We start from the raw sequence: 22,505 nt of genomic DNA, 5'->3' as shown, positions 1-22,505 counted from the left end.
ACAATTACCTGCTTGGCTATCAGCTCAGGTGGGCCATCGGGGCCGGCCTTTTCGTGGCACTGACCTTTTTCCTCCTGATGCAGCCCTACACGTTAACCTTTCTCAGCCAGACCAATTTTCTCCTGATGCTTCTGGTGCTCATCGGTTACGCGATAGGAGGGGCCCTAGCCATGGGCCTCGTCATTGAAGGTTACCAGAAGCTGCGCAAGCGGCTTGATCCCGACTATGACGATACGCCCCACGAGGAGAGACTGAAGGGATAACTGGTGACTCCGATCCACGGAAACACCGCTTCATTCCGTTCCGGCGGCATCGGACCGCGGTCACGGATGCCCCCGCCTGGCCTGCAACCCATTGCTCGTGCGTACGCCCCCCGGCAGTCCTTCGAACGCTCCAGCGGGACCGTTCCCGATGCGATCTCCCCTGTTTGAAACATCGCCGATTCCCGGAACGACACACCCTCGCCCGGCGGATCTTCAAGCCGCTCCCGACGTGTAATCACTCCCACTCGATGGTCGCCGGCGGCTTGCCGGAGATGTCGTAGACCACGCGGGAGATGCCCTCGATCTCGTTGATGATGCGCCGCGAGACGTGGTCCAGGAACTCGTAGGGCAGGTGTGCCCAGCGCGCGGTCATGAAGTCAACGGTCTCCACCGCCCGCAGCGCGATCACGTACTCGTAGCGGCGGCCGTCGCCGGTCACGCCCACGGACTTCACCGGCAGGAACACGGCGAATGCCTGGCTGACCTGCTCGTAGTGACCGCCGGCACGCAGCTCCTCGATGAAGATGGCGTCCGCCTGGCGCAGGGGATCGGTGTATTCCTTGCGCACCTCGCCGAGGATGCGCACGCCGAGGCCCGGCCCGGGGAAGGGATGACGGTGGATCATCTCCGCGGGCAGACCGAGCTCCAGGCCGATGCGCCGGACCTCGTCCTTGAACAGCTCGCGCAGCGGCTCCAGCAGCTTGAGGTTCATCTTCTCCGGCAGCCCGCCCACGTTGTGGTGGGACTTGATCACGTGGGCCTTGCCGGTGGCCGCGCCGGCGGACTCGATGACGTCCGGGTAGATGGTGCCCTGGGCGAGCCACTGGACGTTCTCGAGCCGGCCCGCCTCCTCGTCGAAGACGTCGATGAAGGTGTTGCCGATGATCCGGCGCTTGTCCTCCGGGTCGTCGACACCGGCGAGGCGGTCGAGGAAGCGGTCCTCGGCGTCGACGTGGATCACGCGCACGCCCATGTGCCGGGCGAAGGTGGCCATGACCTGCTCGCCCTCGTCGAGGCGCAGCAGGCCGTTGTCCACGAACACGCAGGTGAGCTGGTCGCCGATGGCCTTGTGCAGCAGCGCGGCGACCACGGAGGAATCGACGCCGCCGGAGAGCCCGAGCAGGACGTTCTCGTCGCCCACCTGCTCGCGGATACGGGCGACGTTGTCCTCGATGATGTTGCCCGCCGTCCAGTCGCCGGCGCAGCCGCAGATCTCGTGGACGAAGCGCGAGAGGATGCGCTGGCCCTGGGCGGTGTGGGTGACCTCGGGGTGGAACTGCACGCCGTAGTAGCCGCGCTCATCGTCGCCCATGCCGGCAATCGGGGCGCTGTCGGTGCTGGCGACGACCTTGAAGCCCTCCGGCAGCGCGCTGACGCGGTCGCCGTGACTCATCCACACGTCCAGCAGCCCGTAGCCCTCGGGGCTCGCGTGATCCTCGATATCGCGCAGCAGCCGGGAATGGCCGCGGGCGCGTACCCGCGCGTAGCCGAACTCCTTGTGCGAGGACGGCTCCACGGCGCCTCCGAGCTGGGCGGCCATGGCCTGCATGCCGTAGCAGATACCGAGCACCGGCACCCCGAGCTCGAAGACCGCCGCGGGGATCCGCGGGGTGTCGGCGAAGTGCACGGACTCCGGGCCGCCGGAGAGGATCACGCCGCTCGCCCCGAAGCCGCGGACGGCCTCCCCGGTGCAGTCGCAGGGGTGGATTTCGCAGTACACGCCCGCCTCGCGCACCCGCCGGGCGATGAGCTGGGTGTACTGGGAGCCGAAGTCGAGTACGAGGATGCGGTGGGCGTGGATATCCTGGGTCATGGGCTGTTCCGGAATCTCGGGAATGGGGGTAGACTTCGCGCGCGAATTCGAATTGCGAAGGATACCGTATAGAGGCGTCACGCACGATACGACAGCCATGAATCTGATCACCTTCAACGCCTACCGCGCCCTGGGCCTGCCCGGCGTGCGTTACCTCCGCCCGGAGTCCTTCCCCGCCTGCCGCAGCGAGCTCCTCGACGCCGACTGGCTCCTCTTCCCCGAGTACTGGCAGGTCAACGCCCTCGTCTACGCGATGCAGCGGCGGATCTTCCCGAGTCCGGCGAGCTATCACCTCGGCCACGACAAGATCGAGATGACCCGTGCCCTGCAGGCGGCCTTCCCGGCCCACGTGCCCGAGACCCTCATCCTCCCGGCGAACGCCCTCGCCGTGGAGCAGGCACTCGACGTGCTCGGGCTGCCGCTGGTGGCGAAGGTCCCGCGCAGCTCCATGGGCCGGGGCGTGGCGCTGATCGACAGCGCCGCGGCGCTGCGTGCGTGGGCGGCGGAGCACGACGTGCTCTACGTGCAGGAGGTCCTGCCGGCGCAGCGCGACCTGCGCGTGGTCTACGTCGGCGACCGGGTGGTGACGGCCTACTGGCGCGAGGGCGCCGAGGGCGCGTTCCACAACAACGTCGCCCGCGGCGGGCGGCTGGTGTTCGACGACGTCCCCGACGCGGCGGTGGCGCTGGTCGGGCGCATGGCACGGCACCTGGGCATCGATCACGCGGGCTTCGACCTGCTCACCGTGGGCGGCCACTTCTACGTGCTGGAGTTCAACGTGTTCTTCGGCAACGAGGGGCTCAACGCGGCGGGCGTCCCGCTCGCACGCCATATCCTCGACTATCTCCGCGACGGCAACCGCACGCCGCCGGGAGACACGCCCCTGCGGCTCGCCGGCTGACGCCCGGGTTCAGGCCGCCGGGCGCAGCAGCCGCCGCGCGGCGATCAGCCCCAGCAGCGGACCGATCACCAGCGGCGTGAGCAGGTAGCGCGCCGGCAGCACGAACTGCAGCCAGTCCAGCAGGCCGAGGGTGACGATGCTGATGGCGAAGCCGACCGAGTTCACCAGCGTCAGCGCCGAGCCCACGAGCTCGCGGGGGGCATTGGCGGCGTTCAGCGTCGAGAACTGGGGCGAATCGCCGGCGACGGCAATCCCCCAGACCAGCAGGATCCCGACGAAGGCCGTCGGTCCGGCCTGGAAGATCAGCGGCGAGAGTGCGCAGCACACCCCCGAGACGAGGAGCTGCACCCAGGCAACCCGGCCGCTGCCCCACCGCCGCGCCAGCAGGCCGCCGCCGGCGCAGCCCAGCGCCCCCATGGCGATCACGCCGAAGGCCAGCAGCGGGATCGCCCGGGGATCGCTGCCGTGGGCGGCGAACCACACCGGCGCGAACGCCCAGAACGCGTAGAGCTCCCACATGTGGCCGAAATAGCCGAACGCCGAGGCACGGAAGGCCGGGGAGCGGAAGGCGAGGAACACACCGCCGAAGCGCACCGGCCCGCTGCGGGCGAGGTGCGGCCCCTCCGGGGCCAGGGCCATCACCGCGCCGGCCACCACCCCGGCCAGCGAGGTCGCGGCGATCACCAGCGGCCACAGGGCGCCCGGCAGGATGCTGCGCAGCAGGTGGCCGGAGGCGGTGCCGAGCACCAGTGCCCCCACCAGGAAGCCCAGCGCCCGGCCCAGCCCCTCCCGGTACCAGCCGGCGGCGATCTTCATCCCCACCGGATAGATCCCGGCGAGGCACACCCCGACGACGAACCGGGCCACCACGACGGCGACGGCCTGGTCCGCGAGGGGGATCACCGCGGCGTTGGCAGAGGCACCGGCCAGCGCCGCGACCAGGAAAACCCGGCCGGGGTGGAAACGGTCCGCCACCGCCAGCAGCGCGTTGACGAGGGTGCCGGCGATGAAGCCGAGCTGCACCGCGGCGGTGACCCAGCCCACACCGCCGGGGACGTCCCAGTGCGCCTGCAGTGCCGGCATCACCGCGTTGGGCGCGAACCACATGGACGTGGCCAGCAGCTGGGCGGCCACGATGGCGGGCAGGAACCAGCGGGGGCGCCCGGCGGCGTCCGTGCCCCCGCTGTGGTGCCCCCGCTGTGTCCGGCGATCCACGCGCGTTCGCCCGGGTTCAGTCGACCCGGTAGTTCGGCGCTTCCTTGATGATGTTCACGTCGTGGACGTGGCTCTCGCGCACGCCGGCACCGGTGATGCGCGTGAACTCCGGACGGGTGCGGAAGTCCTCGATGGTGGCGCAGCCGCAGTAGCCCATGCTGGCACGCAGGCCGCCCATGAGCTGGTGGACGATGGCCGTGAGGCTGCCCTTGTAGGGCACGCGCCCCTCGATGCCCTCGGGCACGAGCTTCTCGACGCTGTCGGCCTCCTCCTGGAAGTAGCGGTCGGAGGAGCCCTGGGCGCCGGACATGGCACCGATGGAGCCCATGCCGCGGTAGGACTTGTACGAGCGGCCCTGGTAGAGCTCGACCTCGCCGGGGGCCTCCTCGGTGCCGGCGAACATGCTGCCCATCATCACCGCGTGGGCGCCGGCGACGATGGCCTTCGCCATGTCCCCGGAGTAGCGCACGCCGCCGTCGGCGATCACCGGCAGCCCCGAGCCCTCAAGCTCGCCGGCGACGTTGGCGATGGCGGTGATCTGGGGCACGCCCACGCCGGCGATCACGCGGGTGGTGCAGATCGAGCCGGGTCCGATGCCGACCTTCACCGCGTCGGCGCCGGCCTCGTAGAGCGCGCGGGCGGCGTCCGCGGTGGCGATGTTGCCGGCGATCACCTGCATGTCCGGATAGGTCCGCTTGATCCAGCGCACCCGGTCGGCGACGCCGCGGCTGTGGCCGTGGGCGGTGTCCACCACCACCACGTCGGCACCGGCCTCGACCAGCGCGTCGACGCGCTCCTCGGTGCCGGAACCGGTGCTCACGGCAGCGCCGACGCGCAGCCGGCCGTGCTCGTCCTTGCAGGCGAGCGGGTAATCGCGGGACTTCTGGATATCCTTGACGGTGATCATGCCGCGGAGCTGGAAGTCGTCGTTGACCACCAGCAGCTTCTCGATACGATTCTGGTGCAGCAGCTCCAGGATCTCGTCGCGCTCGGCCCCCTCGCGCACGGTGACCAGGCGGTCGCGCCCGGTCATCGCCTCGGTGACCGGTGCGTCCAGGCGCCGCTCGAACCGCAGGTCACGGCTGGTCACGATGCCCGTGAGATTGCCGGCGCCATCCACCACCGGAACGCCGGAGATGCCGTGCTGGCGGGTGATCTCGAGGACCTCGGCGATGGTGGTCTCCGGCGGCACCGTGATCGGCTCCTTGATGATGCCGCTCTCGAACTTCTTGACCTGGCGGACCTCCCGGGCCTGGGCCTCGGGGGTCATGTTCTTGTGCACGATGCCGACACCGCCCTGAGCCGCCAGCGCGATCGCGAGGCGGGCCTCGGTGACCGTGTCCATGGCCGCGGAGACCAGCGGGATGTTGAGCTCGATGCCCCGGGTCAGCCTGGAACCGAGGTCGGCGTCGCGGGGCAGGACGTCGGAATAGGCCGGAAGGAGGAGGACGTCGTCGAAGGTCAGGGCTTCCTGGGCGATTCGCATACGGCGGGCACCTGCTCGTCATGGCGGGATTGATGAATAACCGGCCATTATAGTCCGCGCGCGAGTCACGGTAAACGCGCGCGGCCCGCGCGGAGAGACGCCCGCCGGCCCCACCGCGACGACGGTGCACACGGCATCGCCCGTCCCCGGCCCTGGTAGTATCATCCGCGGACGGCGGGCGCCTCACCGCCCCATTCACGAGCCGCCGATACGGGACCATGAACGAGTCAGACACCGACACCGCCGCAACGCAAGACAACCGACGCGACGCCGAGACGCGGGAGGCCCACCGGGTCACACTGCTCGGCGCGGGCATCGACACGGCCATCGGTGTTGCCAAGGTCGTCGCCGGCGCGCTGGTGGGCTCCGCTGCACTGATCGCCGACGGTATTCACTCGTTCTCGGACGTGCTCACCGATGCGTTCGTGATCGCCGCCACCCACTTCGGCCGGCGCGGGCCGGACAGCAATCACCCCTACGGCCACGGCCGTATCGAGACCCTCGCGACACTGTGGCTCGGCAGCGTGCTGATCTTCGTCGCCGGCGGCATCGCGTGGGCGAGCATCTCCCGCCTGGTCCACGGCACACCGGTGCACGCCCCCGGCGCCTGGGCGATCGGGGTCGCGGTGATCGGCCTCGTCTCCAAGGAGTGGATCTACCGCTACACCCTCGCTGTCGCCCGCCGGATCGGCTCGCGGTTGCTCGAGGCCAACGCCTGGCACTCACGCTCTGACGCCCTCTCCACCGTCGTCGTGCTCCTCGGCCTGATCGGGGCGCAGTTCGGGATCGGCTGGCTTGACGCCGTCGCCGCCACGGTGGTGGGCATCATGGTCGGACAGATCGGTGGCCAGCTGCTGTGGGAATCCAGCCAGGAGCTGGTGGACACGGCACTGCCGGAGGCCGAGCAGGAGACCATGCGCGAGGTCGCGGAGGCCGTCGAGGGCGTGCGCGGCGTCCACGAGCTGCGCACCCGCACCCTCGGCAGCGAGGTCGTCGCGGACCTGCACATCGTCGTGCCCGCAAGGGTCACCGTCTCCGAGGGCCACGAGATCGGCAACGAAGTTGCCCGGCGCCTGCGCGAGTCATTCCCGCGGCTCACCGACGTCACCTTCCACATCGATCCCCAGGATGACGAGGCCAAGCCGGAGCACGGCCTGCGCCCCGGCCTGCCCCTGCGGCGGGACGTGGAGGGCGAGCTGGAGGCGGTCTGGTCCGGTTTACCCGCCTGGCGGGACCGCGTGGCGCTGGACCTGCACTACCTCGACAACGAGATCGACATCTCGCTGTACGTCGACGACCTCCCGGACGGCCAGGACCTGCACCAGGCAGCCGCCGTGCTGCGCGAAGCCGCCCGGGGACTCGAATGGATCGGCGACCTGCGCGTCTGGAAGGGCCCCGGCCGGGGCTGAGGGGAGGGATCATGGCCCGCCGCCTGCTGATCGTCGCCCACGCACCCTCCCCCAACACCCGGACGCTGCTGGAGGCCGCCGAACGCGGCGCGCGCAGCCCCGAGGTATCCGGGGTGGAGGTCGAGGTGTCCGCGCCGCTGGAGACGGGCCCGGAGTCCGTTCTCGCCTGCGATGCCATCCTGCTCGGCACCACCGAGAACCTCGGCAGCATGAGCGGCGCGCTCAAGGACTTCTTCGACCGCTGCTACTACCCGGTGCTGGAGCGCCAGCAGGGCCTGCCCTGCGCGCTGTACATCCGCGCCGGCCGGGACGGCACCGGCACCCGGCGCCAGGCCGAGACCATCATCACCGGCCTGCGCTGGCGCTGGGTGCAGCCGCCGCTGATCCTGCAGGGCACGTGGGACCCGGCCTTCGCCGATCAGGTCGAGGAGCTGGCGGAGGGCCTCGCCGCAGGGCTGGAGACCGGCATCATCTGAACGCAGCCTTGACGGCGGCCGCCGGACGGTCCGGCGGTTGCGCTGTGCAGCATCATCCGTGCTTGCCCGGGCACACCCCGACCTTGGTATTCTTCCCGCCCATGGTCGACAACGCGCCGCCGCCACAGGACGTCTACACCGTCTCCCGGCTCAACCGCGAGGTGAAGCTGCTGCTGGAGAGCGGCTTCCCCCTGCTCTGGGTCGAGGGCGAGGTCTCCAACCTGGCACGTCCACGCTCCGGCCACATCTACTTCAGCCTCAAGGACAGCGAGGCGCAGGTGCGCTGCGCCATGTTCCGCAACCGCAACCTCCACCTGCGCTTCCGCCCGGCGGACGGGACGCGCGTGATCGCACGCGTTCGCGTGAGCCTCTATCCCGCCCGCGGCGAGTTCCAGCTCATCGTCGAGCACATGGAGCCGGCCGGCGACGGCGCACTGCGGCAGGCCTTCGAGCAGCTCAAGGCGCGGCTCGACCGCGAGGGGCTGTTCGCCGCCGAACGCAAGCGCGCCCTGCCGTCGCGGATCCGGCGCCTGGGGGTGGTCACCTCGCCGACCGGCGCGGCGATCCGCGACGTGCTCCACGTGCTCCGGCGGCGCTTCCCCGGCATGCATGTCATCGTCTACCCGGTACCGGTCCAGGGCGAGGGCGCGGCAGAGGCCATCGCCGCACGGCTGGCCCAGGCGGGCCGCCGCGGCGAGGTCGACACGGTCCTGCTCACCCGGGGCGGCGGCTCGCTGGAGGACCTCTGGGCGTTCAACGAGGAGGTCCTCGCCCGCGCGATCGCCGCCTGCCCGCTGCCGGTGGTCTCCGCCGTGGGCCACGAGGTGGACGTCACCATCTCCGACCTGGTCGCCGACCAGCGCGCACCGACCCCCTCCGCCGCTGCCGAGCTCCTCTCGCCGGACGCGGCAACGCTGCGCCAGGCGGTCGTCGAGCGGCGCCGCCGCCTCATCGCCGCCATGCGCGATGTGCTCCACCGGCGGCGCACGACACTCACCGGGGTGGACCACCGGCTGCGCCTGCAGCATCCCGGCCGGCGCCTGCAGGAGCGCGCCCAACGGCTCGACGAGCTGGAGCAGCGCCTCGCCGGCGCACAGCGGCGGGCCATCGCCACGCGGCGGCAGCACCTGGCCGGCCTGGCCCGCCGGCTCGCGCCCCACGATCCGCGCCGGCGGATCCCGGAGCGGCGCGAGCGCGTGGACGAGCTCACCCGGCGGCTGGGCAACGGTGTCCGGCGCACACTGGCCGCCAAACGCACCGGCCTGACACACCAGATGCACGCCCTCCAGGCCGTCAGCCCCCTGGCAACCCTGGAGCGCGGCTACGCCATTGTCGCCGATGCCGGAAATGGCGTGCCGCTTCGTGACGCCACCGAGGCGGGCGACGGCACCCGGGTGCTGGCCCGGCTCTCCCGCGGCGAGCTCCTCTGCCGGGTGGAGTCGCACCGGCCGGCCGGCGGGGAGACGCTGCTGCCCGCACCGGACAATCCGGACTCCACGGCGTGAACGCGCCGGAGGACCCGACAATCGCCGTGGGAGGCACCAGCCGTCACCCCACGGCATAGCGATGCCAAAACGTCTAGGATGGTGCGATCGGCCCGGACTGCCGGACCGCAGCACCGATATGAGCCGTATCAACCCTTAACGAGGCGCCCATGCACTTCGAGAAACCCTCTGTTGTCGACCACCCGCTGTACCAGCCCGTCATCTCCGCCTATCGCTGTGACGAGACGGCGCACGTGCGCAAGCTGCTGGACGCCGCGGATCTGCCCGCCGAGTCCAAGGAGCGCATCGCCGAACGCGCCCGGGGCCTGGTCCAGGAGGTCCGGCGCAACAGCCGCGACAGCGGTATCGACGCGTTCATGCACGAATACGAGCTCTCCAGCCAGGAGGGGGTCGTGCTCATGTGCCTGGCCGAGGCGATGCTGCGGGTGCCGGACGCGGAGACGGTCGACAAGCTCATCGAGGACAAGATCGGCGGCTCCAACTGGGAATCGCACCTCGGCGCGAGCACCTCGTGGTTCGTCAACGCCTCGACCTGGGGCCTGATGCTCACCGGCCGCGTGCTCAAGAGCCAGGACAACCCGGAGCGCAACTTCCGCACCATCATGCACCGGATGGTCCGGCGCAGCGGCGAGCCCGTGATCCGCCAGGCGGTGCGCCAGGCCATGCGCATCATGGGCCGGCAGTTCGTGATGGGCCGCACCATCAACGAAGCGCTCAAGCGCGCCCGCCCCCTGGAGAAGGAGGGCTACCGCTACTCCTACGACATGCTCGGCGAGGCCGCCCGCACCGAGGCGGACGCCCTGCGCTACTTCGAGGACTACCGCCAGGCCATCGAGGCGATCGGCGCCGTCGCCGGCGACCGCGGTCCGTACGACTCCCCCGGGGTGTCGGTGAAGCTCTCCGCGCTGCACGCGCGCTACGAGCTCAGCCACCGCCGCCGCGTCATGGAGGAGCTGCTGCCACGGCTGCGCGACCTCTGCCGGCTGGCCGCCCACCACGACATCAACCTCACCATCGACGCCGAAGAGGCCGCGCGCCTGGACCTGTCCATGGAGATCATCGAGATGGTCTCCTCGGACCCGGAGCTGGGCGACTGGCAGGGCCTCGGCCTCGCCGTGCAGGCCTACCAGAAGCGCGCCTTCCCGCTGCTGGACTGGCTCGCCGACCTGGCACGGCGCCACGGCCGGCGCTTCATGGTGCGGCTGGTCAAGGGCGCATACTGGGACACCGAGATCAAGATCGCCCAGGAACAGGGCCTCGACGGCTACCCGGTGTTCACCCGCAAGGCGAACACCGACGTCGCCTACCTGGCCTGCGCGCGCAAGATGCTCGCCGACCGCGAGGCGTTCTACCCGCAGTTCGCCACCCACAACGCCCACACCCTCGCCTACGTGCTGGAGGTGGCCGGCGATAACCGCGACTTCGAGTTCCAGCGCCTGCATGGCATGGGCGAGGCGCTCTACGACCAGATCGTCGGCGAGGACAACCTAGACCTGCCCTGCCGCATCTACGCCCCGGTGGGCAGCCACGAGGACCTGCTTGCCTACCTGGTGCGCCGGCTGCTGGAGAACGGCGCGAACAGCTCCTTCGTCAACCGCATCGTCGACGAGAAGACCCCGGTGGACGAGATCATCGCCGACCCCATCGCCCAGGTCCGTCGTCACCATACGATCCCGCACCCGCGGATCCCCCTGCCCGCGGACATCTACGGGCCGGAGCGGCGCAACTCCATGGGCGTGGACATCAGCGACATCACCCACCTGAACTGGCTGCACGAGGGCATGCAGCGCGCCGACGCGATGGACTGGCAGGGTGGCCCGATCATCGGCGGCAGCACCCGGCTCGGCGAGGGCGAGGCGGTACGCGCCCCGGCGGACCGCACCCGCGTGGTCGGCCAGATCACCTGGGCCACGCCCCAGGACGTGGAGGACGCCATCGCCCGCGCCCAGCGCGCCTTCGACGACTGGGACCGCACCCCGGCGAGCGAGCGCGCCGCCTGCATCGAGCGCTACGCGGACCTCCTCGAGGCCGAGATGCCCACGCTGATCGCCCTGTGCGCCCGTGAGGCGGGCAAGCACATCCCCGACGGCATCGCCGAGGTGCGCGAGGCGGTGGACTTCTGCCGCTACTACGCAGCCCAGGCCCGGCGGGAGTTCGACGGTCCCATGCCCCTGCCCGGCCCCACCGGCGAACGCAACACCATCGAGCTGCGCGGCCGCGGCGTGTTCGTGTGCATCAGCCCGTGGAACTTCCCGCTGGCGATCTTCACCGGCCAGGTGACCGCCGCCCTGGCGGCCGGCAACGCGGTGATCGCCAAGCCCGCGGAGCAGACCAGCCTGATCGGCCACTACGCCGTCAGCCTGCTCCACCGCGCCGGCATCCCCGGCGACGTGCTCCAGCTGCTGCCCGGCGACGGCCCCACCGTGGGCGCGCCGCTGGTGGCGGATCCGCGCATCTCCGGCGTGGCCTTCACCGGCTCCGTGCCCACCGCCCGCGGTATCAACCAGACCCTGGCCCAGCGCGACGGGCCGATCCTGCCGCTGATCGCCGAGACCGGTGGCCAGAACGCGATGATCGTGGACTCCTCGGCGCTGCCGGAGCAGGTCGTCGCGGACGTGCTCAAATCGAGCTTCCAGAGCGCCGGCCAGCGCTGCTCCGCGCTGCGGGTGCTCTACGTGCAGGAGGACATCGCCGACAAGCTGCTGGTGATGCTGCGCGGCGCCATGGCGGAGCTCAGCATCGGCGACCCGTGGTCGCTCGCCACCGATGTCACCCCGGTGATCGACGAGGACGCCCGGCGGATGCTGAGCGAGCACGCGGAGCGCATGGAGAAGGAGGCGACCCTGCTGCACCGCTGCGAGCTCCCCGTCAACGGCGGCAGCGGCACATTCTTCCCCGCCCAGGCCTACCAGCTCGAGAGCATCGAGCAGCTCGGCGAGGAGAAGTTCGGCCCGATCCTGCACGTGGTCCGCTTCCGCGCCCGGGACATCGACCGCGTCGTCGACGAGGTCAACGCCATGGGCTACGGGCTCACCTTCGGCATCCACAGCCGCATCGACACCACGGTGAACCGCGTGGTCTCGCGGATGAAGGTGGGCAACGCCTACGTGAACCGCAACATGATCGGCGCGGTGGTCGGCGTGCACCCGTTCGGCGGCGAGGGGCTCTCCGGCACCGGCCCGAAGGCCGGCGGCCCGCGCTACCTCTACCGCTTCGCCACTGAGCGGGCGCTATCCATCGACACCACCGCCGCCGGCGGCAACGCCTCGCTGATGTCGCTGGAGGACGAGGGCACCGGGGAATCCGGCGAGAACCTGCTGCTGCCCGAACCGCAGCGCTTCAACGAGTAACCACCCACACGAGAGACGCGACAACGAGCAAAAGGGGATCCCCATGGAAGACGCACTGACCACGGCCACCTGGTTCTGGCTGCTCGTGCCCATGCCGCTGTGCGTGGCGCTGTCCGTCATCACCTGGCTCGGTGCACGCCGGGGCTAGAGGAGGCGAGGCGATGGAAGTCACGATGAATCTCCCGACGGTGACCACGTTCGTGGTCTACCTGGTGGCGATGATGGCCATCGGCATCGCCGCCTACCGCCTGACCAGCAACATGTCCGACTACGTCCTCGGCGGACGCAGCCTCAACGCCGGCGTGGCGGCCCTGTCCGCCGGCGCCTCGGACATGAGCGGCTGGCTGCTGCTCGGCCTGCCCGGTGCGATGTACGCCTCGGGCATGAACCAGATCTGGATCGCCATCGGCCTGACCATCGGCGCCTACCTGAACTGGCAGTTCGTTGCCCGGCGGCTGCGCGTCTATACGGAGGTCGCGGACGACGCCATCACCGTGCCCGACTACCTGGAGCGGCGCTTCGACGACACCAGCAAGATCCTGCGGGTGATCTCGGCGGCGGTCATCCTGCTGTTCTTCGCCTTCTACACCTCCTCCGGGCTGGTGGCCGGGGCGAAGCTGTTCGAGGCGAGCTTCGGGCTGTCCTACACCGCTTCGCTGTGGATCGGCGGCCTGGTGATCATCTCCTACACCTTCCTCGGGGGTTTCCTGGCCGTCTCGTGGACCGACTTCATCCAGGGCATCCTGATGTTCCTGGCCCTGGTCATCGTGCCCCTGGTCGGCATCCAGGCGATGGGCGGCTGGGGGTCCACGGTCTCCCAGGTCGGCAGCATGGACCCGAGCTTCAACGATGCCCTGAGCGGCATGACCCTGTTCAGCATCGTCTCGCTCATGGCCTGGGGGCTCGGCTACTTCGGCCAGCCGCACATCATCGTGCGGTTCATGGCGATCCGCAGCCATCACGACGTGCCCACCGCGCGGCTGATCGGCATCGCCTGGATGGTGCTCGGACTGTTCGGCGCCATCTTCACGGGCTACGTGGGCTACGCCTATTTCGCCGACAACCCGCTCCAGGACAGTGAGAAGGTGTTCATCCTGCTCTCCACCACGCTCGCCAACCCGTGGATCGCCGGCGTTCTGCTCGCCGCCATCCTCGCGGCGGTGATGTCCACCATCGACTCCCAGCTGCTGGTCTCCTCCAGCGCCCTCGCGGAGGACATCTACAAGCCGTTCGTCCGGCCCAACGCCACGCAGAACGAGCTCGTCTGGGTGGGACGCCTCGCGGTGGCGGGCATCGCGCTGATCGCTCTGATCATCGCCGGCAACCCGGACAGCAAGGTGCTGGGGCTCGTCTCCTACGCCTGGGGCGGCTTCGGCGCGGCCTTCGGCCCGGTGATCATCGGCTCGCTGTTCTGGCGGCGGATGACGCGCAACGGCGCCCTGGCGGGCATCATTGTGGGTGCCGTGACCGTGGTGGTCTGGAAACAGCTCTCCGGCGGCATCTTCGAGATGTACGAGATCCTGCCGGGCTTCGTGCTCTGCGCGGTGGCCATCGTAGTCGCGAGCCTCCTCGGCCAGCCCACCGGTCACATGACCGAGACCTTCGACAAGGCCGCAGCCGAGTGGCAGGGCTGACCCGCACCGCCATGCGGTGAACGGCGGATGGGGGCACCCCCATCTGCCGTTCACCCCCTACCGACGGGCACCGGGCGGGCATCCACCGACCGCTGCGCCCCCTCCCGACCCTGGTATGCATACGAACGGCTTCCCGCTATGCTGTGCGGACCCGGGCCGCCCCGGCCATGTCCCTGCGGAGGCCACTGCCGGCACGGGGCCAAACGATGCAACCAGGCCAGACCCACGCTCACGACAGGGAGATTTCATGGGCCTCGAGTTCGCCGCCTGGCACCTGTGGCTGATCGCCGCCCTCGCCGCCCTGCTGCTCGAGCTCCTCGCCGGCGGTGAGCTGTTCTTCCTGGCGCTGGCTGCCGGCCTCGCGGTCGGGGGCCTGGTCGCCGGATTCACCGGCTTTCCCCTGACCGTCCAGATTATTACCGCCGCGGTGGTCGACATGGCGCTAACGCCGCTGGTCATCCGGCGCGTCCGCCGCCGGCGCGAGCGTGTCCGGTACGCCGTCGCCGGCGAAGGCGGCGAGGCCGGCCGGATCTGCACCGTGATCGTCCGAAACGGCCGCGCGGTGATCCACCTGCGTCATGACGCCCTGCCCGTGCGCTTCGAGGACGGCAGCATCCCACCGGCGGACAGCCGTGTCCGCGTGCTGCGCATCGAGGGCATCACCGCCATCGTGGCGCCGGCGGACTGACGCCGACGCCACACCGCCCCCCGCAGAGACGAGGAGACTCACAACCATGGGCCTGACCATCGCGGGCATCCTGGCCGCCGTCGCCATCGCCGTCATCATCAAGGGCATCATGCTCGTTCAGCAGAGCGAGGCCGTGGTGATGGAACGGCTGGGTTCCTACAGCAAGACGCTGACTCCGGGTATCAACTGGGTCATCCCCTTCATCGACCGCCCGCGGGCGATCACCGTGCGCCGCTATCGCGAGAAAGGCGGGGAGATGACCGCCTTCGTCGAGCGGGTCACACGCATCGACCGCCGCGAGACGGTGCTGGATTTTCCCGGCCAGAACGTGGTCACCCGGGACAACGTGACCGTCACCGTCAACGGCGCACTGTACTTCCAGATCCTGGACCCGAAGATGGCCGTCTACGAGGTGGAGAACTTCATCCAGGCGGTGGAGGTGCTCGCCAAGACGTCCCTGCGCTCGGAGATCGGCAAGATGGAGCTGGACAAGCTCTTCGAGAGCCGGGACGAGGTTAACAACGCGCTGCAGACCACCATGGACGAGGTCGGCGACAAGTGGGGCGTGAAGGTCAACCGCGTGGAGATCCAGGATATCGCGATGCCCACGGAGGTCGAGGAGGCGATGCGACTCCAGATGGCCGCCGAGCGCAAGCGCCGCGCCACGGTCACCGAGGCCAACGGCCAGAAGGAAGCGGAGATCGCCCGCGCCGAGGGCGAGAAGCGCGCCGCCGTGCTCACCGCCGAGGGCGACCGGGAGGCGGCCATTCTGCGCGCAGAGGGCGAGAGCAAGGCGATCACCCGGCTGACCGAGGCCACCGGCGACGCCGCCGGCATGGACACCATCATCGGCTACCTGCTGGGGCTGGAGTACCTCAAGAAGCTCCCGGATATCGCCAAGGAGGGCGACCGCGTGCTCGTCCCCTACGAGTCTTCGGCCCTGCTCGGCGCCCTCAGCAGCTTCCGCGAGCTCGGCGGCAACGCCGAGGCGGCCCGCTCGTTCCTTGCCATGGGCGAGGGCTCGCGCTAGCACCAGTGGCGGGCGGGGCCGGCAACGGCCCCACCGCCGGCGCCGTCACTCCACGACGACGAGCTCGCCCTTCATCTGCGAGGCATGACCGGGGAAGGTGCAGTAGAAGCTGTAATTCCCGCCCTTCTCCAGCTTCGAGGGGTCGAAGGTCGTCGAGGTTTGCTCGCCACCGCCGATAAGGTCCGTCGCGGCGATCACGCGCTCGTCGCCGGGCTTCACGTAGCCGTTGTCCACGCCGGCGGTATTGCCCGCGTTCACCACGTCCCACATGTCGTTGGTCTCGCTGAGGACCCAGTCGTGGCCCATGGCCTGGAGCGAGAGGTCGCCCACGTGCTTGAGCACGACCTTGAACGTCTCGCAGGACTGGCTGACCTCGATATGCTCGGTGCTGAACTGCATGGCGTCGTTCGCTTCCACCGTGGCGGTGCAGTTGGCAGCGAAGCTCGCCGGCGCGGCGGAGAACAGCACCAGGGCGACGAGAAGACAGGAATAACGCATGGGAACCTCCTGAAGTGGGAGAGAGGAATGGCAATGGCCGAATCCGTGGCGATCCCCATGCTGCAACTTAGAACCATTCCACGTATTGATGGATATCAATCGCCACGTCGGGTCCGCCCTGGCCCCCGGCCCCGGGCAGGTGGTCGAGGCCACGGCACCCGAACAGCCACCGGTCCGCGCGAAGGGCGCCCCCGCGGACATCGCCGGGAGGAACCCGGCACCCCGGCGGGCCTCCGGGGTCGGGAGGGGCGCCGGCGGCGCGCCCCGGGCACCGCCGCCGGCCTGGGGAGCGGGTCAGTCCGTGACCACGAGCTTGCCGGTCATCACCGACGCGTGGCCGGGGAAGGTGCAGTAGAAGCTGTAATCCCCGCCCTCCTCCAGCTCGGAGGGATCGAAGGTCACCGTCGTCTGCTCGCCACCGCCGATGAGGTCCGTGGCGGCGATGACCCGCTCGTCGTCGGGCTTCACGTAACCCTTGTCGATGCCCGCGGCGATGCCGTCATTGACCACGCCCTGCTTGTCCGCGGTGGTGCTGAGGACCCAGTCGTGACCCATCGCCGCGCGGGGCAGCTGGCCGACGTGCTCGAGGGTCACGGTGAACGTCTCGCAGGACTGACTGACCTCGATGCGGTCGGTGTCGTACTGCATGGCGTCGTTGGCCTCGACGGTGACCTCGCACTGCGCCGCGAAGGCCGCCGGCGCCGCCAGCAGCAGTATCAGGGCTAAGAGGGCTCGAGGGTGGTGCATGGGTCGACCTCCTGGAAGGCTGTTGCTGAGAGATCGCCCCACCATACCCCCTAAAACGCGAACGCGAAATATTCTTATTAACAAAACGTGTCTGCGTATGTCTCGGCGGACCCGGTCCCCGGGATAGGCACGCGGACGGGCTATCCCCCGAAGGGATCGGGGTCCCGCAGCGCCGATGCCAGCGGCCCGACCGGCAGCGGCTGCCCCCAGACGTCGGTGTGCACGAGCTCGTCCAGCGGCAACCGCGAGCGCCAGCCGCGGCTCTCCAGCTCCGGCCGGGTCAGGAACTCGCTCACGTAGCCCACGCAGAGATAGGCCAGCGGATAGACCGCTTCGGGCAGCCCCAGCGTTCCGGCCAGCTCCCCCTGATCAAGGATGCTCACCCAGCCGACGCCAATGCCTTCCGCCCTGGCGGCAAGCCAGAGGTTCTGCACGGCCAGGCAGGCGCTGAACAGATCCGTCTCCAGGATCGTGTTGCGCCCGAGCACGTTGGTCCCGCCGCGAGATCGGTCGCAGGTCACGCAGAGGTTGAGCGGGCTTTCCAGGATGCCCTCGAGCTTGAGGCTGCGGTAGAGCCCGGCACGTTCACCGCCGTACTGCGCGGCAGCCCGCTCGTTCTCCCGCTCGAAGATCCCGCGCACGGCCTGCCGTACCGCCGTGCTCTCGATGACGATGAAGTCCCAGGGCTGCATGAAGCCCACCGACGGCGCATGGTGCGCCGCCTGCAGCAGACGCGCCAGCACCTCCGGCGGGACCGGATCGGGCAGGAACTGCGAGCGCACGTCCCGGCGCTCGCGAATGGCCCGGTAGAGGCCGTTGCGGTCGGTATCGGGGAATCGGTTGTCCGGCTGTGTCATGTCACTCCAGGTCGTCGGCGCCGGCTGGCGATGAGCGACCCATCCTTGCACGAAAGGCCGGCGCGACCTACCTCGACGCACCACGGAGACCAGGCCCGACGCGACGCGGGTCCGGTCTCCGTGATCGCCGCATCCGGATCACCGGTGCTTGAAGTCCGGCTTGCGCTTCTCCACGAACGCGGCCATGCCTTCCTTCTGATCCTCCGTGGCGAAGGTCGCCTGGAAGAGGCGGCGCTCCTGGCGCAGACCGTCGCGAAGCGGGGTCTCGAAGGCCTGGTTGACGGACTCCTTCACCAGCATGGTCGACGGCAGGGAGTGGCCGGCGATCTTCGCCGCGGTGCGCACGGCATCCTCGAGGAGCTGCTCGGCCGGGACGATGCGGGCCACCAGGCCGGCGCGCTCGGCCTCCTCGGCGTCCATGTTGCGGCCGGTCAGGCACATCTCCATGGCCTTGGCCTTGCCCACGGCGCGGGTCAGGCGCTGGGTGCCGCCGGCGCCGGGCATCGCGCCGATCTTTATCTCCGGCTGACCGAACTGGGCGTTGTCCGCTGCGATGATGAAGTCGCAGGCCATCGCCAGCTCGCAGCCGCCACCCAGTGCATAGCCGGCGACGGCGGCGATCAGCGGCTTGCGGAAGCGATCCGGCGCACTCCAGCCGTCGGTGCCGGGGAAGTCCCGGCGGAAGAGGTCGACGAAGTCGGAGCTCGCCATGTCCTTGATGTCCGCGCCGGCGGCGAAGGCCTTCTCGCTGCCGGTGAGGACCACCGCGCCGATGGCGTCGTCCGCGTCGAAGGCGGCGAGCGCCTGCCCGACCTCGTGCATGAGGGCATCGGAGAGGGCGTTCATGGCCTTGGGCCGGTCGAGGGTGACGATGCCGACGCGGCCGCGGGTCTCGGTGGTGATGTACTGGTAGCTCATGGGGCTGTCTTCGCCTCCTGTATTCAGGCTCTGGTGATCCGGGGTACGGGCGCGGTCTGCGCCGGCGGCGCCCCGGAGGGCGTGCCCGCGGTGACGTTCAGGACCCGCGCCGGCGCCGCTGGTACAGCGGCTCGACGTCGCCGACGTCCATGCGCGGACGGTCCGGCTCCATCTCCGCCTGCGGCGTGACCTCCACCATACTGCCCGCCGAGCGCAGGGTCAGGTTCTGGTAGGTCCGGGTGCCCTCGCGCTTCCACTCGACCTCGTCGTCGGTGAGCTCACGCAGGACCCTGGCGGGGACCCCGACGACCAGGCTGCGCGCCGGCAGCTCCACGTCGGCGCGCACGAACGCGGAGGCCGCGACGATGGTGGACTCGCCCACCACGGCGTTGTCCATGACCACGGCGTTCATCCCGACCATGGCGTTCTCGCGCACGCGACAGCCGTGGAGCACCGCACCGTGGCCGATATGCCCGTCCGGCTCGACGACGGTGTCGGTACCGGGGAAGCCGTGCATCACGCAGGTGTCCTGGAGGTTGCTGCCCTCCTCCAGGATCAGGCGGCCGAAGTCGCCACGCAGCGAGGCACACGGGCCGACGTAGACACCGGGACCGACGATGACGTCGCCGATGAGCACGGCGGAGGGATGGACGTAGGCGTCCGGGTGGACGACGGGGCGGATCCCGTCGATGGCGTAACAGGGCATGGGCTCTCCTCCTGGATCACTCGCCGCGGGGCACGCATCAGCCGGGGCGGGAGGATGGCCTGCCGGTCCCGGAGACGCCGTGACTGCCTCCCGGCAGGCGTGTCGGCGCCCCTCCCCGGCCACCGAAACGCCGCCACCGGTAAGCCACCCCGCCCCCGGTCGGGCGGTGCGGCGACGTTAGCTTACGCCGCGTGCCGCCGCGTCTCCACCACGCGGAAGCGGTTGGCCACGAACGCGCTGTCGCACAGGCAGGCATTCGCCGCCGGGTTGGCGCCGGTGGCGTGGTAGTCGCTGAAGGCCGCGGTCTGGTTGACGTAGACACCGCCGGTGAGGTTCACGGACAGCGACACGCCGGCGTCCAGCGCCGCCGCCTCCATGCGCTCCAGCACGACCTCGTCGCTGGCATACACGCCCCAGGTGATCGCCCCCCTGGACTTCGCGAGGCGGCGCGCCCGGTCGATGCTGTCATCGGTGCCGTCGGTCGCGATGACCATGGCGATCGGCCCGAAGAGCTCGCGGCCGTAGGTGTCCTCGTCGGCGCTGTCCACCTTGAGGATAAGCGGCGTGCGTACCCGCGCATTCTCGAACTCGGGGTGCTCGCGGGCCTCGGAGGCGAGCACCACCTCGCCGAGGCTGGTGGACTCCTCGATGCGGTCCGCCGTCACCGGTGCCTGGATGGCGCCGAGCACCGCGGTGGCCCGGTCGTTGTCCGAGAGGAACTTGCGCACGCCCTCGGCGATGGCGCTAGCCACCTCGTCGAAGGACAGGTGCCCCTGGTCGGTCTCGATACCGTCCCGCGGCACAAAGATGTCCTGCGGCGTGGTGCACATCTGCCCGGAGTACAACGACAGCGAGAACGCGAGGTTCTGCACCATGCCCTTGAGGTTGTCCGTGGAGTCGATGACGATCGAGTTCACGCCGGCCTTCTCGGTGTAGACCTGCGCGTGGTGGCAGTTGCGCTCCAGCCACTCGCCGAACTCGGAGCTGCCGGTGAAGTCGATCACGCCGATCTCCTCGCGCAGCGCCAGCTCCTTGGTCACCGGCGCCTCGCGGGTATCCACCACCATGGAGACGAGCCACGGGTCGAAGCCCGCCTCGCGCAACACCTGCTGGCAGACCTCAACGGTGATCGCAAGCGGCAGCACCGTGTGCGGGTGCGGCTTGACGATCACCGGGTTGCCGGTGGCGAGGCTCGCGAACAGGCCCGGGTAACCGTTCCAGGTCGGGAATGTGGACACGCCGATCATCAGCGCGAGCCCGCGCGGGATGACGCGGAAGTGCTTGTCCATCTCCAGCGGGTCACGCTTGCCCTGGGGCTTGACCCAGCGCGCGTCGCTGGCAGTGCGGGTCTGGGCCTCGAGCGCGTACGCCACCGCCTCCAGACCGCGGTCCTGGGCGTGGGTGCCGCCGGCCTGGAAGGCCATCATGAAGGCCTGCCCGGTGGTATGCATCACCGCGTGGCCCATCTCGAAGCTGCGCCGGTTCAGACGCTCCAGGATCTCCGCGCACACGCCCGCACGCTGCTCCGGGCCGGCGTCGCGCCAGGCCTTGAGCGAGGACTGCATGGCGGGGATCAGGGTGTCAATGTCGACCCGGGGATAGCGGATACCGAGGTCGAAGCCGTAGGGGGAGTGCTCCTCGCCGATCTCGCCCTCGATCCCCGGCATCTCCAGCTCGAACGGCCGGTTCAGCCGCGCCTTGAACGCCGCCTCGCCCTCGGACGCGGCGTTCTCGCCGTAGATCTTGCCGCTCGGCATCTCCGGGTACGGGCTCCAGAACTCCCGCGTGCGCGTGACCTCGATCGCCTTGTCCAGCGTCTGCTGGTGCTTCGCGTAGAAATCCTGTGCCATCTCGCCTCCTGGGGTGCCGCCCGCCGATGATTCACCAACGGGCCTGGTCCATACTTCTCGTCGGCGCCGCGTGCCGGCTACGGCGCGGGGACGGGCGCGGACGATGCCTTAAGGTCGCCCGTATTTTGATACGTATTTGACCTCTGTCAATGAAATTCTTGTATCCTATTAAACCGTTGCTGTATTGTTCGGCGACCTGAACCGGCGCCCGAAACCCGCCGCAAGGCGCGTCATGACGGGGATGCCGGCGGGAACGAGGCACCCCCGTACGGGGCTGCGGGACGCGATACCGAATACCGGCCGGAAAAGACTCAGGCCGTGTTCCTCCGACCCGCCACGGCGCCGACAACCCGTTTGCAGGAGGAGGGGCAGACATGGCCGACTTCGAGGACATCGTCGTGGCGCACGCGACGGATCATGTCCTGCAGATCACCCTGAACCGACCCAAGGCGCGCAACGCCCTGCGCACCAATCTTCTCCGCGAGATCGCCGAGACCCTGGACGCCGCCGCGAACGACGACGCCGTCCGCGCGGTCGTGCTCACCGGCGGGGAGAAGGTCTTCGCCGCCGGCGCCGACATCGGCGAGCTCGCCTCCCTGGATCTCAAGGGCGTGGTCGAGGACGCCCGCCCCGGCTACTGGCAACGCATCGCCGACTTCCCCAAGCCCATCGTCGCCGCGGTCAACGGCTACGCGCTCGGGGGTGGCTGTGAACTCGCCATGCACGCGGACATCATTATAGCCGCCGACGACGCCCAGTTCGGCCAGCCGGAGATCAATCTCGGCATCCTGCCCGGCGCCGGCGGCACCCAGCGCCTGATCCGTACCGTAGGCAAGCCGCTGGCGATGAAGATGGTACTCGCCGGGGAATGGATCGACGCCCGCACCGCGCTGACCAGCGGGCTGATCGCCGAAATCACGCCCCGCGAGGCCACCATCGAGCGCGCCCAGGCGCTGGCCGCCACCATTGCCGCCAAACCGCCCATAGCGGTCCGCCAGGCGAAGGACGTGCTGCTCAAGGCCTTTGACACCGGCCTCGGCGCCGGCCTGCGCCTGGAGCGCCAGGCGTTCACCATCCTCGCCGCCACCGAAGATCGCCAGGAAGGCCTCAGCGCCTTCATGGAAAAGCGCAAGCCCGAGTTCAAGGGACGGTAGACCGC

19 protein-coding genes are annotated in these 22,505 nt (G+C 69.7%); 10 read left to right on the top strand and 9 right to left on the bottom strand.

Going from position 1 to position 22,505, the window contains the following annotated elements; all coding sequences use genetic code 11:
• Positions 1-263: hypothetical protein (locus tag G7A99_RS00750; RefSeq protein WP_163138638.1), on the top strand; the 263-nt coding region annotated here is incomplete at its 5' end.
• A gap of 235 nt (positions 264-498) precedes the next feature.
• Here the strand turns inward: G7A99_RS00750 and guaA are convergent.
• Positions 499-2,076 (bottom strand): glutamine-hydrolyzing GMP synthase, encoded by a 1,578-nt coding sequence (gene guaA, locus G7A99_RS00745; RefSeq protein WP_163138637.1) that lies wholly within the window; start codon positions 2,074-2,076, stop codon positions 499-501.
• Positions 2,077-2,173: 97 nt separating this feature from the next.
• Here guaA and G7A99_RS00740 point away from each other — a divergent pair, with 97 nt between their 5' ends.
• The gene (locus G7A99_RS00740; protein ID WP_018718213.1) at positions 2,174-2,977 is read left to right on the top strand and encodes a RimK family alpha-L-glutamate ligase; all 804 of its coding nucleotides are present in this window, start codon (positions 2,174-2,176) and stop codon (positions 2,975-2,977) included.
• Positions 2,978-2,986: 9 nt separating this feature from the next.
• On the opposite strand, the gene G7A99_RS00735 is transcribed toward G7A99_RS00740, so the two are convergent.
• Complete coding sequence (locus tag G7A99_RS00735; protein ID WP_205599686.1) at positions 2,987-4,192, bottom strand: MFS transporter; 1,206 nt, start codon at positions 4,190-4,192, stop codon at positions 2,987-2,989.
• Positions 4,193-4,208: 16 nt separating this feature from the next.
• Positions 4,209-5,678 carry an IMP dehydrogenase gene (gene guaB / locus G7A99_RS00730; RefSeq protein WP_163138636.1) on the bottom strand — a complete coding sequence of 490 codons (1,470 nt, stop codon included), beginning with the start codon at positions 5,676-5,678 and terminating at the stop codon, positions 4,209-4,211.
• A gap of 218 nt (positions 5,679-5,896) precedes the next feature.
• On the opposite strand from guaB, the gene G7A99_RS00725 reads away from it, so the two are divergent.
• The 7 genes from G7A99_RS00725 (at position 5,897) to G7A99_RS00695 (ending at position 15,770) form a co-directional block, all read left to right on the top strand.
• Complete coding sequence (locus tag G7A99_RS00725) at positions 5,897-7,087, top strand: cation diffusion facilitator family transporter (RefSeq protein WP_163138635.1); 1,191 nt, start codon at positions 5,897-5,899, stop codon at positions 7,085-7,087.
• A gap of 11 nt (positions 7,088-7,098) precedes the next feature.
• Positions 7,099-7,563 carry a flavodoxin family protein gene (locus G7A99_RS00720; RefSeq protein ID WP_163138634.1) on the top strand — a complete coding sequence of 155 codons (465 nt, stop codon included), beginning with the start codon at positions 7,099-7,101 and terminating at the stop codon, positions 7,561-7,563.
• Positions 7,564-7,664: 101 nt separating this feature from the next.
• The gene (gene xseA, locus G7A99_RS00715) at positions 7,665-9,068 is read left to right on the top strand and encodes an exodeoxyribonuclease VII large subunit (protein WP_163138633.1); all 1,404 of its coding nucleotides are present in this window, start codon (positions 7,665-7,667) and stop codon (positions 9,066-9,068) included.
• A gap of 149 nt (positions 9,069-9,217) precedes the next feature.
• Complete coding sequence (putA, locus tag G7A99_RS00710; RefSeq protein ID WP_163138632.1) at positions 9,218-12,418, top strand: bifunctional proline dehydrogenase/L-glutamate gamma-semialdehyde dehydrogenase PutA; 3,201 nt, start codon at positions 9,218-9,220, stop codon at positions 12,416-12,418.
• A gap of 161 nt (positions 12,419-12,579) precedes the next feature.
• Positions 12,580-14,052 (top strand): sodium/proline symporter PutP, encoded by a 1,473-nt coding sequence (putP, locus tag G7A99_RS00705; protein WP_163138631.1) that lies wholly within the window; start codon positions 12,580-12,582, stop codon positions 14,050-14,052.
• A 247-nt stretch (positions 14,053-14,299) separates the two neighbouring features.
• Positions 14,300-14,740, top strand: a complete 441-nt coding sequence (locus G7A99_RS00700; protein WP_163138630.1) for an NfeD family protein — start codon at positions 14,300-14,302, stop codon at positions 14,738-14,740.
• A gap of 46 nt (positions 14,741-14,786) precedes the next feature.
• The gene (locus G7A99_RS00695; RefSeq protein ID WP_018718223.1) at positions 14,787-15,770 is read left to right on the top strand and encodes an SPFH domain-containing protein; all 984 of its coding nucleotides are present in this window, start codon (positions 14,787-14,789) and stop codon (positions 15,768-15,770) included.
• Between the two features lie 45 nt (positions 15,771-15,815).
• Here G7A99_RS00695 and azu (G7A99_RS00690) read toward each other — a convergent pair whose 3' ends face one another.
• The 6 genes from azu (G7A99_RS00690) to paaN all read right to left on the bottom strand — a co-directional run bounded on the left by azu (G7A99_RS00690) (position 15,816) and on the right by paaN (position 21,346).
• Positions 15,816-16,268 carry an azurin gene (gene azu / locus G7A99_RS00690; protein ID WP_163138629.1) on the bottom strand — a complete coding sequence of 151 codons (453 nt, stop codon included), beginning with the start codon at positions 16,266-16,268 and terminating at the stop codon, positions 15,816-15,818.
• Between the two features lie 294 nt (positions 16,269-16,562).
• Entirely contained in the window at positions 16,563-17,015 is a 453-nt protein-coding gene (gene azu, locus G7A99_RS00685) for an azurin (RefSeq protein WP_018718225.1), read from the bottom strand.
• Between the two features lie 140 nt (positions 17,016-17,155).
• Positions 17,156-17,872 (bottom strand): 5,6-dimethylbenzimidazole synthase, encoded by a 717-nt coding sequence (gene bluB, locus G7A99_RS00680; RefSeq protein WP_018718226.1) that lies wholly within the window; start codon positions 17,870-17,872, stop codon positions 17,156-17,158.
• Between the two features lie 138 nt (positions 17,873-18,010).
• The gene (locus G7A99_RS00675) at positions 18,011-18,790 is read right to left on the bottom strand and encodes an enoyl-CoA hydratase (protein ID WP_018718227.1); all 780 of its coding nucleotides are present in this window, start codon (positions 18,788-18,790) and stop codon (positions 18,011-18,013) included.
• 97 nt (positions 18,791-18,887) lie between these two features.
• Positions 18,888-19,496: a phenylacetic acid degradation protein PaaY gene (paaY, locus tag G7A99_RS00670; protein ID WP_018718228.1), complete on the bottom strand. Its 609-nt coding sequence runs from the start codon at positions 19,494-19,496 to the stop codon at positions 18,888-18,890.
• A gap of 182 nt (positions 19,497-19,678) precedes the next feature.
• Positions 19,679-21,346 carry a phenylacetic acid degradation protein PaaN gene (gene paaN, locus G7A99_RS00665; protein ID WP_163138628.1) on the bottom strand — a complete coding sequence of 556 codons (1,668 nt, stop codon included), beginning with the start codon at positions 21,344-21,346 and terminating at the stop codon, positions 19,679-19,681.
• Between the two features lie 374 nt (positions 21,347-21,720).
• Between paaN and paaF the strand changes: the two genes are divergently transcribed.
• The gene (paaF, locus tag G7A99_RS00660; protein WP_163138627.1) at positions 21,721-22,500 is read left to right on the top strand and encodes a 2,3-dehydroadipyl-CoA hydratase PaaF; all 780 of its coding nucleotides are present in this window, start codon (positions 21,721-21,723) and stop codon (positions 22,498-22,500) included.
• Positions 22,501-22,505: the final 5 nt, after the last annotated feature.

This window comes from Arhodomonas sp. KWT (assembly GCF_010993615.1).
Note: the sequence above shows the minus strand (reverse complement) of the source record. Positions and strands in the feature narration are given on the sequence as shown.

Coding starts and splice junctions, on each gene's coding strand:
- guaA (WP_163138637.1), bottom strand. CDS start 2,076: ATGACCCAGGATATCCACGCCCACCGCATCCTCGTACTCGACTTCGGC.
- G7A99_RS00740 (WP_018718213.1), top strand. CDS start 2,174: ATGAATCTGATCACCTTCAACGCCTACCGCGCCCTGGGCCTGCCCGGC.
- guaB (WP_163138636.1), bottom strand. CDS start 5,678: ATGCGAATCGCCCAGGAAGCCCTGACCTTCGACGACGTCCTCCTCCTT.
- G7A99_RS00725 (WP_163138635.1), top strand. CDS start 5,897: ATGAACGAGTCAGACACCGACACCGCCGCAACGCAAGACAACCGACGC.
- G7A99_RS00720 (WP_163138634.1), top strand. CDS start 7,099: ATGGCCCGCCGCCTGCTGATCGTCGCCCACGCACCCTCCCCCAACACC.
- xseA (WP_163138633.1), top strand. CDS start 7,665: ATGGTCGACAACGCGCCGCCGCCACAGGACGTCTACACCGTCTCCCGG.
- putA (WP_163138632.1), top strand. CDS start 9,218: ATGCACTTCGAGAAACCCTCTGTTGTCGACCACCCGCTGTACCAGCCC.
- putP (WP_163138631.1), top strand. CDS start 12,580: ATGGAAGTCACGATGAATCTCCCGACGGTGACCACGTTCGTGGTCTAC.
- G7A99_RS00700 (WP_163138630.1), top strand. CDS start 14,300: ATGGGCCTCGAGTTCGCCGCCTGGCACCTGTGGCTGATCGCCGCCCTC.
- G7A99_RS00695 (WP_018718223.1), top strand. CDS start 14,787: ATGGGCCTGACCATCGCGGGCATCCTGGCCGCCGTCGCCATCGCCGTC.
- azu (WP_163138629.1), bottom strand. CDS start 16,268: ATGCGTTATTCCTGTCTTCTCGTCGCCCTGGTGCTGTTCTCCGCCGCG.
- azu (WP_018718225.1), bottom strand. CDS start 17,015: ATGCACCACCCTCGAGCCCTCTTAGCCCTGATACTGCTGCTGGCGGCG.
- bluB (WP_018718226.1), bottom strand. CDS start 17,872: ATGACACAGCCGGACAACCGATTCCCCGATACCGACCGCAACGGCCTC.
- G7A99_RS00675 (WP_018718227.1), bottom strand. CDS start 18,790: ATGAGCTACCAGTACATCACCACCGAGACCCGCGGCCGCGTCGGCATC.
- paaY (WP_018718228.1), bottom strand. CDS start 19,496: ATGCCCTGTTACGCCATCGACGGGATCCGCCCCGTCGTCCACCCGGAC.
- paaN (WP_163138628.1), bottom strand. CDS start 21,346: ATGGCACAGGATTTCTACGCGAAGCACCAGCAGACGCTGGACAAGGCG.
- paaF (WP_163138627.1), top strand. CDS start 21,721: ATGGCCGACTTCGAGGACATCGTCGTGGCGCACGCGACGGATCATGTC.